The organism is Methanocaldococcus bathoardescens (genome assembly GCF_000739065.1).
GTDB lineage: Archaea > AGJL01 > Methanococci > Methanococcales > Methanocaldococcaceae > Methanocaldococcus > Methanocaldococcus bathoardescens.
In genome coordinates, this window is record NZ_CP009149.1 from 1,459,535 (window position 1) to 1,474,990 (window position 15,456).

Annotated in this window: 14 protein-coding genes and 1 CRISPR repeat array; of the genes, 5 read left to right on the forward strand and 9 right to left on the reverse strand. The window is 31.3% G+C overall.

Annotated elements, in window-relative coordinates:
* Nucleotides 1–142: 142 nt before the first annotated feature.
* The 3 genes from JH146_RS07670 to pscS are packed head-to-tail and all read left to right on the forward strand — an operon-like array spanning nucleotide 143 to nucleotide 2,673.
* Nucleotides 143–859 (forward strand): hypothetical protein, encoded by a 717-nt coding sequence (locus tag JH146_RS07670; RefSeq protein WP_048202417.1) that lies wholly within the window; start codon nucleotides 143–145, stop codon nucleotides 857–859.
* 9 nt (nucleotides 860–868) lie between these two features.
* On the forward strand, nucleotides 869–1,486 hold the full coding sequence (locus JH146_RS07675; protein WP_048202418.1) for an NAAT family transporter: 618 nt from the start codon (nucleotides 869–871) through the stop codon (nucleotides 1,484–1,486).
* A 35-nt stretch (nucleotides 1,487–1,521) separates the two neighbouring features.
* Nucleotides 1,522–2,673, forward strand: a complete 1,152-nt coding sequence (gene pscS / locus JH146_RS07680) for an O-phospho-L-seryl-tRNA:Cys-tRNA synthase (RefSeq protein WP_173400842.1) — start codon at nucleotides 1,522–1,524, stop codon at nucleotides 2,671–2,673.
* 11 nt (nucleotides 2,674–2,684) lie between these two features.
* Here the strand turns inward: pscS and JH146_RS07685 are convergent, their stop codons facing one another.
* From JH146_RS07685 to JH146_RS07715, 7 genes are all read right to left on the reverse strand, one after another.
* The gene (locus JH146_RS07685; RefSeq protein WP_048202419.1) at nucleotides 2,685–3,827 is read right to left on the reverse strand and encodes a methanogenesis marker 16 metalloprotein; all 1,143 of its coding nucleotides are present in this window, start codon (nucleotides 3,825–3,827) and stop codon (nucleotides 2,685–2,687) included.
* Between the two features lie 14 nt (nucleotides 3,828–3,841).
* Complete coding sequence (locus JH146_RS07690; protein ID WP_173400843.1) at nucleotides 3,842–4,690, reverse strand: zinc metalloprotease HtpX; 849 nt, start codon at nucleotides 4,688–4,690, stop codon at nucleotides 3,842–3,844.
* 489 nt (nucleotides 4,691–5,179) lie between these two features.
* Nucleotides 5,180–5,942: a CRISPR direct-repeat array (repeat unit 30 nt; unit sequence GTTAAAATCAGACCGTTTCGGTATGGAAAC).
* A 473-nt stretch (nucleotides 5,943–6,415) separates the two neighbouring features.
* The gene (locus JH146_RS07695; RefSeq protein ID WP_081874493.1) at nucleotides 6,416–6,835 is read right to left on the reverse strand and encodes a hypothetical protein; all 420 of its coding nucleotides are present in this window, start codon (nucleotides 6,833–6,835) and stop codon (nucleotides 6,416–6,418) included.
* 545 nt (nucleotides 6,836–7,380) lie between these two features.
* Entirely contained in the window at nucleotides 7,381–8,811 is a 1,431-nt protein-coding gene (locus JH146_RS07700) for a TrkH family potassium uptake protein (RefSeq protein ID WP_081874494.1), read from the reverse strand.
* Nucleotides 8,812–8,838: 27 nt separating this feature from the next.
* Entirely contained in the window at nucleotides 8,839–9,768 is a 930-nt protein-coding gene (locus JH146_RS07705; RefSeq protein ID WP_048202422.1) for a 2-phosphoglycerate kinase, read from the reverse strand.
* A gap of 12 nt (nucleotides 9,769–9,780) precedes the next feature.
* Complete coding sequence (locus JH146_RS07710) at nucleotides 9,781–10,422, reverse strand: DUF2100 domain-containing protein (RefSeq protein ID WP_048202423.1); 642 nt, start codon at nucleotides 10,420–10,422, stop codon at nucleotides 9,781–9,783.
* Between the two features lie 12 nt (nucleotides 10,423–10,434).
* Nucleotides 10,435–11,700 (reverse strand): ornithine cyclodeaminase, encoded by a 1,266-nt coding sequence (locus JH146_RS07715; RefSeq protein WP_048202424.1) that lies wholly within the window; start codon nucleotides 11,698–11,700, stop codon nucleotides 10,435–10,437.
* A 241-nt stretch (nucleotides 11,701–11,941) separates the two neighbouring features.
* On the opposite strand from JH146_RS07715, the gene JH146_RS07720 reads away from it, so the two are divergent.
* Complete coding sequence (locus JH146_RS07720) at nucleotides 11,942–12,256, forward strand: CxxCxxCC domain-containing protein (protein WP_048202425.1); 315 nt, start codon at nucleotides 11,942–11,944, stop codon at nucleotides 12,254–12,256.
* A gap of 91 nt (nucleotides 12,257–12,347) precedes the next feature.
* Here the strand turns inward: JH146_RS07720 and JH146_RS07725 are convergent, their stop codons facing one another.
* The gene (locus JH146_RS07725; protein ID WP_048202426.1) at nucleotides 12,348–13,643 is read right to left on the reverse strand and encodes a pyridoxal phosphate-dependent aminotransferase; all 1,296 of its coding nucleotides are present in this window, start codon (nucleotides 13,641–13,643) and stop codon (nucleotides 12,348–12,350) included.
* Between the two features lie 181 nt (nucleotides 13,644–13,824).
* On the opposite strand from JH146_RS07725, the gene ttuA reads away from it, so the two are divergent.
* On the forward strand, nucleotides 13,825–14,736 hold the full coding sequence (ttuA, locus tag JH146_RS07730; protein ID WP_173400844.1) for a tRNA-5-methyluridine(54) 2-sulfurtransferase: 912 nt from the start codon (nucleotides 13,825–13,827) through the stop codon (nucleotides 14,734–14,736).
* 29 nt (nucleotides 14,737–14,765) lie between these two features.
* On the opposite strand, the gene JH146_RS07735 is transcribed toward ttuA, so the two are convergent.
* Nucleotides 14,766–15,449, reverse strand: a complete 684-nt coding sequence (locus JH146_RS07735) for a TrmJ/YjtD family RNA methyltransferase (protein WP_048202427.1) — start codon at nucleotides 15,447–15,449, stop codon at nucleotides 14,766–14,768.
* Nucleotides 15,450–15,456 lie beyond the last annotated feature (7 nt).

A 15,456-nucleotide genomic window follows, 5' to 3' on the forward strand; every position in this document is an offset into this window, starting at 1 on the left:
GGGACTCACAGCTTGCCGGGCTGTTGCTCATCCCCCGCGGTTTCCCGGGGCATATTTTTATATTTTATAAAAGCTTATAGAATAAAATATTCATTAACTCAAATTTAAATTTTTTGCTGAATAGCTATTATAGGATGAGAGAATGAAAAAATATATTGTGAGTATTGGAGTAGATATCTCAGATAATGATGTAAAAACTAATCCTAAAGTTAATGAATTGGTTAATAAAGAAGTTAAGGAAAGATTATCCAAATTAGGAATAAAAGCATGTATCTCAAATATAACCGGTGATGATATAGTTATAACATCCTTTGTTACGGAAGATTTGATTGAGGAAAATAATAAAATAATTTTTGAGATTTTAAATAAATATGCTGAGGGTTTTGATGATTTAAAAGGCATTTCTAAAGAAAAAGATAAAGCTGGAGAAGGTTTATCATATGCAATTGCTGAAGCGGCATCAGAATATGGTGATGCTATAATAGTAGCTTTCGACACCTACGGTGGAGAGAGTTTTGTAGATGAAATAGCTTTATTTGTAAAGGAAATTGGGGAAAAGTTTGGATACGATGTTGGATGTTCTGTTTCTAATGAAGCTGTTAAAATTCCTGGAGTTGGATATACTGGAGCTGAAAGTGATGACCCAGTAGTTATTATAACAGTTGAGGAGCTTGAAGATATCCAAAAATTAGCTGGACTTATTTATGGTGGTTTGCTGAGTTTTGATAAATTGTATTTTGTTAAAAATGGTGAAGGGGCTAATATAATCCCACCTGGAGTGATATATACAATGTCGGCATTTTTAAATGGGAATGTGATTGATTTATATGAGGGAATTAGAAGGAGAATAAAATTTTAATGTGAGAGTATGGACTTCCAATATTTTATATTGGCATTTACATCAATATTCTCAATTCTGAACCCATTTGGTGCTGTTCCTGTATTTATAACATTAACTGAATCGTATCCAAGAAAAGAGAGAGATTTAGTAGCAAGGAAAACAGTTATTTATACATTGGCTATACTATTAGTTTTTGCACTTTTTGGAGAGTGGATATTGAAATTTTTTGGAATATCATTAGATGCCTTTAAGATTGCTGGGGGGATTCTACTATTATTAATTTCCTTAGACATGGTTAGGGGTAAGCAAGAAGCTAAAATTCATAGAAAAGAGATTGAGGCAGCTTATGAAATTGATGAGATTGCTTTAATGCCATTAGCAACACCTTTATTAGCTGGGCCGGGTTCAATAACTGCCTGTATGGTGGCAATGGCTGAAGCTCCAACTTTTGGCGATAAGTTTTTGGTAGTATTGGCAATATTAGCGTCTCTTGGGATAACCTATTTAACACTGCTTTCAGCTGAAAGTGTTCTAGATAGAATTGGAAAATTGGGGATTAGAATATTAACAAGAATGATGGGTCTTATACTTACAGCCATTGCCGTTCAGATGGTAGTTAATGGAATTAAAGGAGCTTTACTTTAAATTAAATTCAAATCGAATTTTTTGAGGTGGTTGGTTTGGATATAAACTTAGACAAATATAAAAATTTAAGGAGAAGCTTAGAGAGGGAGTTAATTAACTTAAACCCAATACAAAGAGGAGGAATACTACCAAAAGAGGCTAAAAAGGTAGTTTATGAGTATTGGGATGGCTATAGCGTTTGTGATTACTGCCATGGTAGGTTGGATGAGATAACTTGCCCACCAATAAAGGAGTTTTTGAATGACATAGCTAAATTTTTAAATATGGACCTTGCAAGACCTACCCACGGAGCAAGGGAAGGGAAATTTATTGTCATGCATTCAATATGTAATGAAGGAGATTATGTAGTTTTAGATAAAAATGCACATTATTCAAGTTATGTTTCTGCTGAAAGAGCCAAGTTAAATATAGCTGAGGTTGGATATGAAGAAGAGTATCCTACATACAAAATAAACTTAGAGGGTTATAAAGAAGTTATAGACAATTTAGAAGATAAGGGGAAAAATGTTGGATTAATATTATTAACTCACGTTGATGGAGAATATGGAAACTTAAATGATGCCAAAAAAGTTGGAAAAATTGCTAAAGAGAAGGGGATTCCATTCTTGCTAAATTGTGCATATACCGTTGGAAGAATGCCGGTTGATGGAAAAGAAGTTAAAGCTGATTTTATTGTTGCGTCAGGGCATAAAAGTATGGCGGCCTCAGCTCCTTGTGGCATTTTAGCATTTAGTGAAGAATTTGCTGATAAAATAACAAGAACATCAGAAAAATTCCCAGTTAAAGAAATCGAGATGCTTGGCTGTACAAGTAGAGGATTGCCTATAGTAACTTTAATGGCAAGCTTTCCTTACGTTGTTGAGAGAGTTAAGAGATGGGATGAGGAGCTTAAAAAAACAAGATATGTAGTTGATGAACTTGAAAAAATAGGTTTCAAGCAGTTAGGAATTAAACCAAAAGAACATGATTTAACTAAATTTGAGACACCAATATTGGATGAGATAGCTAAGAAAGATAAGAGGAGAGGGTTTTTCTTCTATGATGAGTTGAAGAAGAGAGGTATTGGAGGGATAAGAGCAGGAGTTACAAAGGAAGTGAAGATGAGTGTTTATGGCTTAGAATGGGAACAGGTTGAGTATGTTGTTAATGCAATAAAAGAGATTGTTGAGAAATATGGAGAACAATAAAAAAATAAATTTTATATTCTAAACTCTCCACTTTCTATTTTCTTCTTTAACTCTTTAGCTAATTTTAAAGCCCTCTTTCTATCTGATTGCCTACATGTTATTGGAATTCCACATATAGAGCCAAGTTTTGTTTTAAATACTCCATAAGGACAGATATTACAAACTCCACATCCAAAACAATCTTCAGTTATCTTTATTTTTCCTCCCTCTTTTTTTATTGCAAAAGTTGGGCAATATTCTTCAGCTAAGCATCTATCACAGTTTTTACACTTATCTGGGTAGATTTTTGGCCTTAAATCCACATTTTCCCAAACTTCTGCATAGTTTCCAACATCTATAATCTCTCTACCAAATATATTAGCTAATGGTAATGCAATATCTTTATCAAGCTTTTTTAATGCCTCTTTATGCTCATCAACTTTAATTGGAATGGCTATTGTATTATATATCTCTATTCCATGTGAAGTTATAAATCCTCCTAAATAATAGGCATCCATGTCCTTCATATCTGCAGACATCATTAAATTTGGCTTTTTTATTGATGACCTTGTTCCAAAACCTAATATGATGGCTTCAGCTCCATTTAATAGAGCTTTTTTTCCAACAACGTCTTTTTCATCGTTAATAATCATATTTTCTAATGGGTTGTACATTCCACAGCCAGAGAAAGATGCTTCACCTTTCTTTAAAGGTAATCTATGGAATATGGTATTAACTTCTTTATCAGACAAATTTGTTATAGCAGAGTAGTTTTTAAACGCTACCCTTGTCCCAATCATCTTGGCTGTTGGTAAATCTTCTATAGTAACTTCATTTCTATAGGTTTTACCTTCACTTACAGCTTTTGCCTCTACAATTTTACCTTTAACTAAATCTTTAAATAAAAATCCTACTTCTCCATAAAATATTGCATCAACTTTTCCTAAATATTCGTTTGGACAGACACCAACAACTCCTTTAATGTCATCTAAATATATTTCCTCTGCTTTTTTAAAAATCTCGTTAAATGGAATATGGAAAATTCCAGCAGTTCCAGACATTATTCCGCAAGTTGCAGAGGTTACAATATCAACCTCATCTATTTTATCTTCTTCATTATTCCTGATGTATTTTTTTAGTTCATCTATTGTTATTACTTTTAATTCTTTTTCCACAGTGCCACCTTTTTTTATCTTCTTATGCCTTTGCACATTTCTAACAATCTTTCTATTCTCTCTTCAGTTGGTGGGTGAGTTGAGAAGAGTTTCATAACGAAATCTTCTTTAAATGGATTTATTATAAATAGATGGGATGTTGCAGGATTCCCTCTCTCTAATGGATAAATACTAACTCCTTTTTCTAACTTAGCCAATGCATTAGCCAACCACAATGGATGAGTTAACTTAGCTCCCTCTTCATCTGCATAAAACTCTCTCTGCCTTGAAATTGCAAATTGAATTAATGTAGCTGCAATTGGGGCTAATATTAACAGCAAAATTGTTCCAATTAACTCTAATGGGTTGTCTTCTTCATCCCCATATCCAAAAAATAAACCCCATTTTAACCATTCAGCAATATATATTACAGCTCCAGCTAAAGTAGCAACAATAGTGCTTATTAAAATATCTCTATGCTTTATATGGGATATTTCGTGTCCAATAACCCCTTCTAACTCTTCTGGTGATAATAATTGCAATATCCCTTCAGTTACAGCTACAACAGCATTTTCTGGATTTCTACCTGTGGCAAATGCATTTGGTGTCATTGTAGGGACTATAGCTACTTTTGGTTTTGGTAACCCTGCTTTTCTTGCAACCCTCTCAACCATTTGATGTAGCCAAGGCATTTCATGCTCTTCTAAAATTCTTGCGTTATAACTCATTAATACAAATTTATCGCTGTAATAGTAAGCTATAATATTTGGAATTAAAGCGAGAATTATTGCTATTAATGGATGAATATGTAGCATTATACAAAATACATAAATCAATCCTACAAGAAGAGCCATTAACAAGTAGGTTTTTATTTGATTCATCATAATCATCACACCAAATTTCATTATTAGATATTGTTGTTTAAAAATATTGTAAATATAAAAAGCTTAAATAATTTATGTTATTAATAATATTTTTAATAGCTTATATTTAAATATTCAAATGACATTTATCTCGTGGAATGTCCCTTATTTTCAATTTAAAGCTTTTTAATTTTTTATTTTTCAATTTTAAGAATTTTTATCAAATTTCGAAGGGTAGTTTATTTTGATAATTTTAAGTATTTAAATTAATTAAATTATAGAGATTCTTAAAAGATTTTAAATAATTACTTTCAAATCAAAATTTCCCCAATAAATATTTGTATTTATAAAATTTTAAAGATTTTTAAATTAAAAAACTAAAAAATAATCTCAAATTAAAAACTTCGGGGGTTTATAAATAAAAGGGGTTATTAACCCTTCGAAAATTATAGTATGAAAAAGCTTAAATATTAGAAGAGATAACATACGAAATGAGAAAAATAATGCCCTGTTAAAATCAGACCGTTTCGGTATGGAAACTTTAGTTGATTTGTTTGATTTTGGCTTTGCTGTTTTGTTAAAATCAGACCGTTTCGGTATGGAAACAAATAGATGTCCTAACGATGTGGAAAGGTGTCAATTTTGTTAAAATCAGACCGTTTCGGTATGGAAACAATCTACGTATCTTCTTATATATATACACAACCAACGTTAAAATCAGACCGTTTCGGTATGGAAACCCCCCACAAGCCCTTTGAAATTATCATTTAATTTGGTTAAAATCAGACCGTTTCGGTATGGAAACCTTGTCCTTGTCCCGTAGTAGTGTCTTTTATGTGTGTTAAAATCAGACCGTTTCGGTATGGAAACTCTTTTTAATCTTCTCTAAGTCAATCATAAAAACCGTTAAAATCAGACCGTTTCGGTATGGAAACTCTTTTTAATCTTCTCTAAGTCAATCATAAAAACCGTTAAAATCAGACCGTTTCGGTATGGAAACAGCTACTGATTATTTTCACTGCTGTTGTTATCATCCCCATCATTGTTAAAATCAGACCGTTTCGGTATGGAAACGCTTTTACCCTCCCCCGACGGCCCCGTGATTGCGAGGTTAAAATCAGACCGTTTCGGTATGGAAACAATTTTAGCTATTTGATTAACTGAATCCCATTCTTGTTAAAATCAGACCGTTTCGGTATGGAAACATAACAATCTTTATCCACGAACAAAAATAATTTATCTGTTAAAATCAGACCGTTTCGGTTTTAAACTCATCCAAAAATAGCTATTTTTTTTTCAAACTGAACTTAAATTCCAAAGTTAAGGATAAGTTAGGAATTTTCGAAGTGCATGCCACTGTTTTATAGAGGGTATATTGCCGATTTATAAAAAATAGGCAGTCATTTTGTATAATAACTAATTAAGGGAACATGTTAAAGAAAGATAAAATGGAAATGAAAAATTATATCCAATAGTTGAAATGTTATCCAAAATAAAAGAGCATATACTCTGAACAAAAATATACTTGCATAAGTGTATATTCTGCCACCTTTCCAGTGAAGATAACAAAAGTTATATTCTATAGTTGCCATAACTATGAGTAGAAAAATAGAGGATGATAGTTATGGAGTTATCTAACAATGATGTGTTTTTTATTGCCATGGGGATTTATTTGTTCCTATTGTTTGCTATTGCATTTATGACTTATAGGTGGGCTAAGAGTGTAAAATTGTCTAAAACATAATTTTAACTATTTTTTATTAGCTTATTTCCTAAAATCCAAAATGTAATTATTCCTATTACTGCTATACAACATAATCCAATGGCAATAGCTTTTTTATACACAAATAGGTTGTATGTGCTTAGCAATAGTCCGTAATAGCTATGTTCAATTAGCATATTAAATATTTTCCTAACAACATAGTTGTAGAATTCTATTCTATCTTCTATGCTTAGTTGTTTGTAAATGTCAAAGCCATAGCCCAATATAAATTGGAAAGCAAATAATAAGCCAATTCCCATAATTACCATGAATATAATGCTTATGTTAGTTGGATACTGCAAGGGCTGGAACATTATACCAATAGCTATAACTAAGTAAGTCATAAGAGTTAATTTTATTATGGAAATTGTGTTATCTATAAAATAGGTTATTTTATCGTTCATAGCAACACCATTAGGGGCTTTACCTTTCTATTTTTCTAAGGGTTTATTTAAAACATAGCATCTGGTGTGGTGTTGCTATTTTCCATTGTTAATGTAATACTTTTATTTTTGCTTAAGTAAACTAAATTGTATGTTATCATACTTAAGAGCTTATTTTTCAATTTTAGGATTTTTAGGAAATTTCATTACGGTGTAGAAAAGCTTAAATATTAAATGAGATAACGTATAAAATAAGCAAAATAATGCCCTGTTAAAATCAGACCGTTACGGTATGGAAACTACGCCCAGTTAAGTGCTATAATTTATGGACTATTAATAGTTGTTAAAATCAGACCGTTACGGTATGGAAACCCTAATTTTTTTATTATGTATCTTAATTCATTATGAGTTAAAATCAGACCGTTTCGGTATGGAAACGTGTTTTATGAGTTCTTCTGGTGTGAATGCTGGTGGTTTGTTGTTAAAATCAGACCGTTTCGGTATGGAAACATTTTACCATTCAAAGACCATTATAGAGTGTATGGATTAAAATAAAGCGAAAAAAATCATAAATTCTTACTTTTAACAATTTTTTTAATCTTTAAATATAAAGTGGCAAACAAAACAAGCACTGGGATAATTTCTAATCTACCAATCCACATAGCTATAATTCCCGCTATTTTTCCAATTATTGGGGTTTTTAGAGTAACTATGCCTAAAGACATACCTATATTTGAAGTAAAAGAAATAGCATCAAATATTGCCTCATAAGGGCTGTATCCCAAAGATATAAATGTTAAAGCCATTAAAAATGAAGAAAAGCTGTATAAAAAGAATACAACAAATGCTTCTCTAATTATTCTATAATCTAAATCAATATTATCAAGATGTTCATGAATTACTGCTGATTTTGGGTAGATAATTTCTTTTATCTCATACCAAAGGGCTTTTAACATAACTAAAAACCTAATTATCTTAACCCCTCCAGTTGTTGTTCCAGCCCCTCCACCAATCAGCATTAAAAAGATGATTAAGAATAAAGAGAGATTTGAGAGATTGCTAATATTTATCGTTGTAAATCCAGTTGATGTCATTGCTGAAACTACTGTAAAGAGAGAATCAATTATTGGGACTTTATCTTTTATTGAAATAATTATTGAAGTTATTGCTATCACAACTAATGCATACTTTGTTTGAATATCATTGAAATATTTTCCAGTTAATATTCTATGGTGAATAGAGAAAGATATAATCCCTCCAATCATCATTATACCAATCATAATAATTTTAGCAAAATCATTGTATGGAAAGCTATAATTGCTTATACTCATTCCTCCAGTGCAAATACCAGTCATTGTTAAATTTAAAGCTTCCCAAAAATTCAACCCAGCCAAATACAACAAAAGAATCCCCAAAATAGTATATAAAACATAAATCCACACAATTGTCTTTATTGTTCCTATAGCACTTGGCATTATCCTTTCCTGTCTTGCCTCAGATGTATATAATAAATAGGCAACAGTTCCAGACCTTGCTAAAACAAGGGCTGATAAAACCAATATCCCAACTCCACCAATCCACTGCTGAAAACTTCTCCAAAATAAAATTGATTTTGGTAGAGATTCAACATCTGGGATTAATGTCATTCCTGTTGTTGTCCAGGCAGACATGCTTTCATAAACTGCATCAACGTAAGAAAAATAAGGTATTGATAGATATAGTGGGATAGCCCCTATAAATGAAGCAATTAGCCAAGCTAATGCAGAAGCAATCATAGTGTGATGCAATTTTAAATTCCCTGGTTTGGTAATTTTCTTTAAAATAAACCCAAAAATAGTAAAAAATATCCCAGGAATTAAGAAATTAAAAAGAGTATTTTCATTGTAATATATAGAAACTATACAAGGAACTAATGTAAATAGTCCGATAATTTGTATAATTCCCCCCAAAATTTGTAAAATTCCTTCAACATTTTTTTTCTTAACTACTTTCAACATTTCACCTTAAAAAATAATAAAAGAAAGTTATATTCCCTCTTCTAACATATCTTCTTCACTCAATCCCTCCAATTCAATCATTGTTTTCAATCTTTCAGTGATTATATTTAAACATTTATCAACTGTTTCACTAATCTTTATATTCTCAACTACAGGAATTCCCTTCTTTTTTGCTGTTTCAACCATATAATCGTTTATCATTCTAATAATTTTGAAGTGTTTTAAATACCTCTCAGTAGGTCTGCTTGAAACTCTCCCCCTTGCATAGAATCTCATTTTATGTAACTCCTCATTATAAATTGTTAGCATAATAAAGACAACATGAGAGTTCTCCAAATATTTATCCTTTAAAAGTGTTGGAATTAGGTGAGTTCCTTCAATAATTACACTCTGCCCCTCAACTAAACATCTATCTATAACTCCCTCTACCCCAGTTAATACAGCTTCAGAATGTCTCTCAAACCCTTTAATGTATTTGTTGCCTTCATCGTCTCTCAATACTTTCCAAGCTGTATAACTTGATTCGTAAAGTGTAGGGATTAATTCCCTTGAAATAACTTTCCTCATAACTTCCCTTATGGAATCAGTTCCAATAACACTCGGAATTCCTAATCTCGATGCAATCTCAAAGGCAATTGTTGAAGTTCCAACCCCACTCGCTCCCCCAATTAAAATAACTATCGGTCTTCTTCCTAAAACCATTCTCCATAATAGATATTTCTTAGCAACTTCATCATAATTTTTTGAAATTAAATAGTAATAAACCCTCCTCCTAAGGTCTGCCTTATCTATAACTCTAATATTTTCTTTTTTTAGCATCTCATATATATCCCAAGCTATTCTATAGGCAATACTTGGTTTTAATCCAGCAGCAGTTAGAGACCTCGCTAAAATACCCTTTGAAAATGGCATCTCATAGGATTTTCCCCTCACAATAATATCATTCTGCAAATTCATCATTCCACCAAACTAATCCAAAATTTCATCAGCATTCAACTTTTCAGCGTTATAGAGTTGTTTAGCTCTCAAATATAAAAGCTCATCCTTATCATCCTCAACAACAACAAAAATTTTTTTTAGCTTATATTTTTCTATAAATCTCTCAACATTCTTTCTTGCTATTTCAACCTTTTTCTTCAATCCCTCTAAAGCTTTTTCTGGAATGCCTATAGCTCTCATATCCTCAATATCTAACATCCCCTCAGTGCATACAACTTTTAAATTAGGATTTTTATTTTTAAGCTTTTTAAATAACTTTTTATTTGAGACAATGTATAAGGCATCTTCACTAATCTCTTTTTCTTCAAATTCAAATCCAAAGTTTGCTAAAACCTTATTTAAATGTTCTTGGCATTTTATAATCAATTTACAGAATTCTTTTGCCTCTTCTTCATTCAACTCATGTTTTGGGGCTTTCTTATATAGGAAATCATCAGCTTCAATCAACAAATAAACTGCCTTTTTAAATTCCTCAACATTTATCTTTCCAGGTTTTGCATCTTTGTAGGATATTTTTTTATCAACTTTTTCTGTCTTTATCTTAGCTTTTTTTAGCTGAGATATTGTTGAAATCCCTTTTCTTATCAAATCCTTTGAATATTCAACTCTCATCTTCCCCCTCTATTATTCTCTCTTTTCAGATTCCTTTTCCTTTTCTAATTTTTCTAATTCTTCAATTAACATTGGTAAGAAAACACCAACATCAGTAACTATTCCTAATGCTTGTGAAGTTCCCCTATCCATCAATTTTGTAACCACTGCTGGGTTTATATCAACGCAGATTGTCTTAACCCAAGAAGGTAGTAAATTTCCAGTAGCTATTGAGTGTAGCATAGTAGAGAGCATTAAAACCATATCTTTTCCTTTTAAAAGTTCTCTCATTTTCTCTTGAGCTTTAACAACATCTGTAATAACATCTGGTAATGGGCCGTCATCTCTTATACTTCCAGCTAAGACATAAGGGACATTATTTTTTATACATTCATACATAACTCCTCTATTTAAAATTCCCTGCTCAACCGCATCTTTAATACTCCCTGCTCTCATTATTGTATTTATAGCCCTTAAATGATGGCTATGTCCTCCTGGAACACTCTTTCCAGTCTTTAAATCAACCCCCAAAGATGTGCCATATAAAACGCTCTCTATGTCATGTGTTGCTAATGCATTTCCAGCAAATAGTGCTTGGACATAACCCATCCTAATAAGTTTAGCTAAAGCCCATCCAGCTCCGGTGTGGATTATAGCAGGCCCTGCAACAACTACTATTCCTCCTTTCCCAGTCTTTCTATATTTTTCTCTAATTTCATACATCTCTTTGGCTATCTTTCTAATAATTGTTTCTTTTGGCTTTTCTGATGAAGCATCTGATTTCATAAACTCAAATAATCCTCCAGCTTCCCTTGGTTTTTCTGGTGGGATAACTCTAACTCCTTTATGTCCAACAACAACCAAATCTCCTTTTTTAATATTTCTAATAGTTTTTACTTCAGCTCTCATTTCATCTGGATAAACAACAATAGCCCCATCCATTTTTTGATTCTCTACCTCTATCCACTTTCCTTTAAATCTAATGAACGTCTTATGATTAGTTGTTGAATAAAAGCCTTCTGGTAAAACCATATCCTTCTCAGCTGGCTGTAATTCAACTTCTTCAATCTCTGGAATCTCAGCCCCTAAATCTTTTAATTCGCTTAATATCTCATCTACATGCCTCTCATCCTTTCCAATAACTAATATCTTTGCATAACTTGGGTCTGTCTTTCTCTTACCAATTTCAAACTCTAAAACTTTATAATCTCCACCCATATCTAAGATTTTGTCAAAAACCTTAGGTAGGATTAAGCTGTCTATAATATGTCCTCTCAATTCAATTTCTCTCATAAACATGAATAATCCCTCAATAAGTTATTTAGAATATTTAATTAGGAGAAGTTATAGTCAATCATCAAATTTTTGATATAAATAAGGCAGGTTTAAAACTCTACGGGTTTTTATATATTCATTATAGATAACTTTATTTTGATGATTGACTATATTTAACAATTGTGCATCCATCAAAAACCTTTATATATCATTTTGACAGTTTATCTTAAACCAATTTTTATCAATAATTTAAAGAGGGATAACTTTGAATACATTAAGATTTAAAAAAGATAGAGCAATAAAAATAAGTGAAGAGCTGTTTCCAGATGAAATATGCGAGAGATGTGGTAGATGTTGTATATTGCATGCTTACAAAACTGAAGAAGGAATTAAAACAATATATTGTGAGCATTTAGACCCAGAAACAAAGCTGTGTAAAGTTTATAAAGATAGATTTAAACATGGATGTTTAACAGTGATGGAAGGTATTTTAGCTGGTGTTTTTCCAAAAGACTGCCCTTACGTTAAAAATTTAAAGAATTATGAAGAACCATGGTTTTATAGGCATTTGAGAGATTAATAGGACTTTCACAGAAATGAATATTTTATTGCATATTGATGCCTAAAGGCATCTAAATGCCTTATTAAATATATAAACTGTGAAAGTCCTATTAGGATAAAAACTCTTCTATTTTTTCAGCTAATGTGTCAAATATCCATTCAAACTTTTCGTCATCTCTCTCTAATAAAGTTACTCTAAACCCATTAAGTTGAGAGCAGAATGAAGTTAGAGGAACAACACAAATTCCAGTTGAAGCTAATAAGTAATAGACAAACTTTTTATCAATATTTGCATCCTTTATTTGATTTTCTATAAATTCTCTCAATTTCTCATTTTCTATTTTTATTGAATTGTTTCCATTTAAGTAGTTATCTTCAAATACAACAGACATGTAAAATGCTCCATTAGCTCTATTTGCTATAATTCCTTCCAAATCCTTTAATTTTTTGTAGGCAGTGTTTGACCTTCTTTCAAAGAACTTATTCCTCTCACTTAAATATTTTTTGTAATTTCTATGTCCCATTATTCTTGGAATAGCCATTTGTGGAAGAGTAGTTGAGCAAACCTCTATCAATTTGGCTTTATAAATGCTATCAACATATCTTTTAAATTCCTCATCTTTATCAGCGTTGTAAATTTCAATCCATCCACATCTTGCCCCAGGCCATGGAATTTCTTTAGATATTCCTTTTAATGATAAACCACAAACATCATCTATAACTTCACACAATAAATGCTGTTTCTTTCCATTATAAACTAAATTGCAGTATATCTCATCACAAATAATAAATAAATCATATTCATTGGCTAAATCAACAATCTCATCCAATATTTTTTTTGGATAGACAGCTCCTGTTGGGTTGTCAGGGTTTATAACTAAAATTCCACTAACTGCTGGATTATATTTAATTCTCTTCTCTAAATCATCAATATCAGGATACCAATAATTGTAAGGGTCTAAAAAATAAGTTACCGGTGGTGAGCCAGCGTGAGACGCTTCTGCAGAAGAGTGGGTTGAATATGATGGGGATGGGTTTATAACCCTAACTTGCCTCTTCAATAAACCATAAATCTTTGCTATGGCATCCCCTAATCCATTAAAAAATATAATATCTTCAGCAGTTATCTGAACTCCTCCTTTTTTGTTTGTTTGCTCGGCTAAAAATTCTCGTGTTTCTAATAAACCCTTAGTAGGGCAGTAAGCATAAGAGATATCATCTTTAACAATCTCTGCTATAATATCTTTAATCCAATCCGGGATTTTTTCCCCCTTAGCTACTGGGTCTCCTATATTTTCCCAAATTATATTTACTCCAAACTCCTCTATTTTCTTAGCTACATCAACAATCTCCCTAATTTCATAACTTAATTCCTTAGCTCCTACATCTATTATAGGGTTCCTCATGTTTTCATCTCAAAATAGAACTCTATTTTTTGTAAAATTTCAAGTGTAATTTACCATTATTTTAGTAGTATATAAACTTTACTCTTAAAATAGAGTTCTATTTTTTTATATTGTTGAAGTAATATATAGCCTAAAAACTAAAGTTGCTATATGATAAAAATAACAAATTAACGGTGAAAACATGGCTAAATGCAAATTTTGTGATAAAGAAAGTTATGTTAAATTAAAATCACCAAAGATGTATTTATGTAAAGAACATTTCGTTGAATATTTTGAAAACAGAGTTAAAAAATCTATAGAGAAATATAAAATGCTAAATAAAGATGAAAAGATTTTAGTTGCTATCTCTGGTGGAAAAGATGGGCATGCAGCAGCTTGGGTTTTGAAAAAGTTGGGTTATAATATTGAGCTATTCCATATAAATTTAGGAATTAAAGGCTTTTCTGAAGTTTCTTTAGAAACTGTTAAAAAATTAGCTGAAAAATTGAAAGTTCCTTTACATATAATTAATTTAAAGGATGTTACTGGAAAGACAATGGAAGAAGTTAGGGGAAAGAAGTGTTCAATATGTGGGACAACTAAAAGATATCTAATGAATAGATTTGGTTATGAAAATGGATTTGATGCTATAGTTACAGGGCATAATTTGGATGATGAAGTTTCTTTCATTCTAAATAATATTTTGAATTGGAATATTAGATATTTGGCTAAACATGAGCCTGTTCTTCCAGCTCATGATAAATTTTTAAAGAAGGTTAAGATATTCTTTGAGATTGAAGAAGAGCTGATTTTAAAGTATGCTGAGGCAGAAGAAATTCCATTTACAACTGCTAAGTGTAGATTTGCTGAGAAAGCAATAACTTTGAAGCATAGGGCTTACTTTAATGAGTTGGAAAAAGAGAGGCCTAACATTAAATATCAGTTCCTATCTGGCTATATGAAAAATAGGCATCTGTTTAAAGTTGAGGAAGAGGATTTCCAATTTAGAGAGTGTGAAGTTTGTGGGATGACATCTGCTGGAAGAATCTGCTCATTCTGTAGAGTTTGGAAGCTTTATAAGAAAAATAAGAAATCTAAGGATGAAAAAGAATAAAAAATAAAAAATAACTATTTAAAATTTAATTATTTAAATGCACTCATTAAGGTCCATGCCTCTTTTCCACTTATAAAAGCCCTATTAACCAATCTCTTAAAAATAACCTTGCAGAGTTCTTTTTTATGCTCAGGGATTTTTTCATTTTTATCTATAAATTCATTAAACTTTCTTATTAATAACTCTTTATCTTTTTTTGATGCCTCCCTCATTCTTATATCTAAAAATCTATTTTCAACTTTTTTTGTGTAAATCTCATATAAAATAACTGCAACTGCATGAGATAAGTTCATAATTGGATACTTCTCAGATGTTGGTATAGAAACTAATAAATCACATTTATCTATCTCTTCATTTCTCAATCCATCATCTTCCCTACCAAAAACAATTCCTATATTTCCTTTAACTTCTAAAATTTTATCTGCTAATTCTTTTGGTGTTATTGGAACTCTCTTTAAATTTCTATCTCCCCCTCTTGCCCCTGAAGTGGCTATAATAAAATCCAAATCATTTATAGCTTCATCAAAGTTTTCGTAGAATTTGGCATTATCCAAAATTTCTTTTGCATGGACTGCCATCATATAAGCTTCATCATTAATTATGCTTTTATCTCCAACTATTCTAAGCTCATCAAATCCAAAATTCATCATAACTCTTGCTATACTGCCAACATTTCCACTGTATTTTGGATTAACTAAGATAACGGAAATCATGCTACCC

Coding starts and splice junctions, on each gene's coding strand:
- JH146_RS07670 (WP_048202417.1), top strand. CDS start 143: ATGAAAAAATATATTGTGAGTATTGGAGTAGATATCTCAGATAATGAT.
- JH146_RS07675 (WP_048202418.1), top strand. CDS start 869: ATGGACTTCCAATATTTTATATTGGCATTTACATCAATATTCTCAATT.
- JH146_RS07690 (WP_173400843.1), bottom strand. CDS start 4,690: ATGATGAATCAAATAAAAACCTACTTGTTAATGGCTCTTCTTGTAGGA.
- JH146_RS07695 (WP_081874493.1), bottom strand. CDS start 6,835: ATGAACGATAAAATAACCTATTTTATAGATAACACAATTTCCATAATA.
- JH146_RS07700 (WP_081874494.1), bottom strand. CDS start 8,811: ATGTTGAAAGTAGTTAAGAAAAAAAATGTTGAAGGAATTTTACAAATT.
- JH146_RS07705 (WP_048202422.1), bottom strand. CDS start 9,768: ATGAATTTGCAGAATGATATTATTGTGAGGGGAAAATCCTATGAGATG.
- JH146_RS07710 (WP_048202423.1), bottom strand. CDS start 10,422: ATGAGAGTTGAATATTCAAAGGATTTGATAAGAAAAGGGATTTCAACA.
- JH146_RS07715 (WP_048202424.1), bottom strand. CDS start 11,700: ATGTTTATGAGAGAAATTGAATTGAGAGGACATATTATAGACAGCTTA.
- JH146_RS07725 (WP_048202426.1), bottom strand. CDS start 13,643: ATGAGGAACCCTATAATAGATGTAGGAGCTAAGGAATTAAGTTATGAA.
- ttuA (WP_173400844.1), top strand. CDS start 13,825: ATGGCTAAATGCAAATTTTGTGATAAAGAAAGTTATGTTAAATTAAAA.
- JH146_RS07735 (WP_048202427.1), bottom strand. CDS start 15,449: ATGATTTCCGTTATCTTAGTTAATCCAAAATACAGTGGAAATGTTGGC.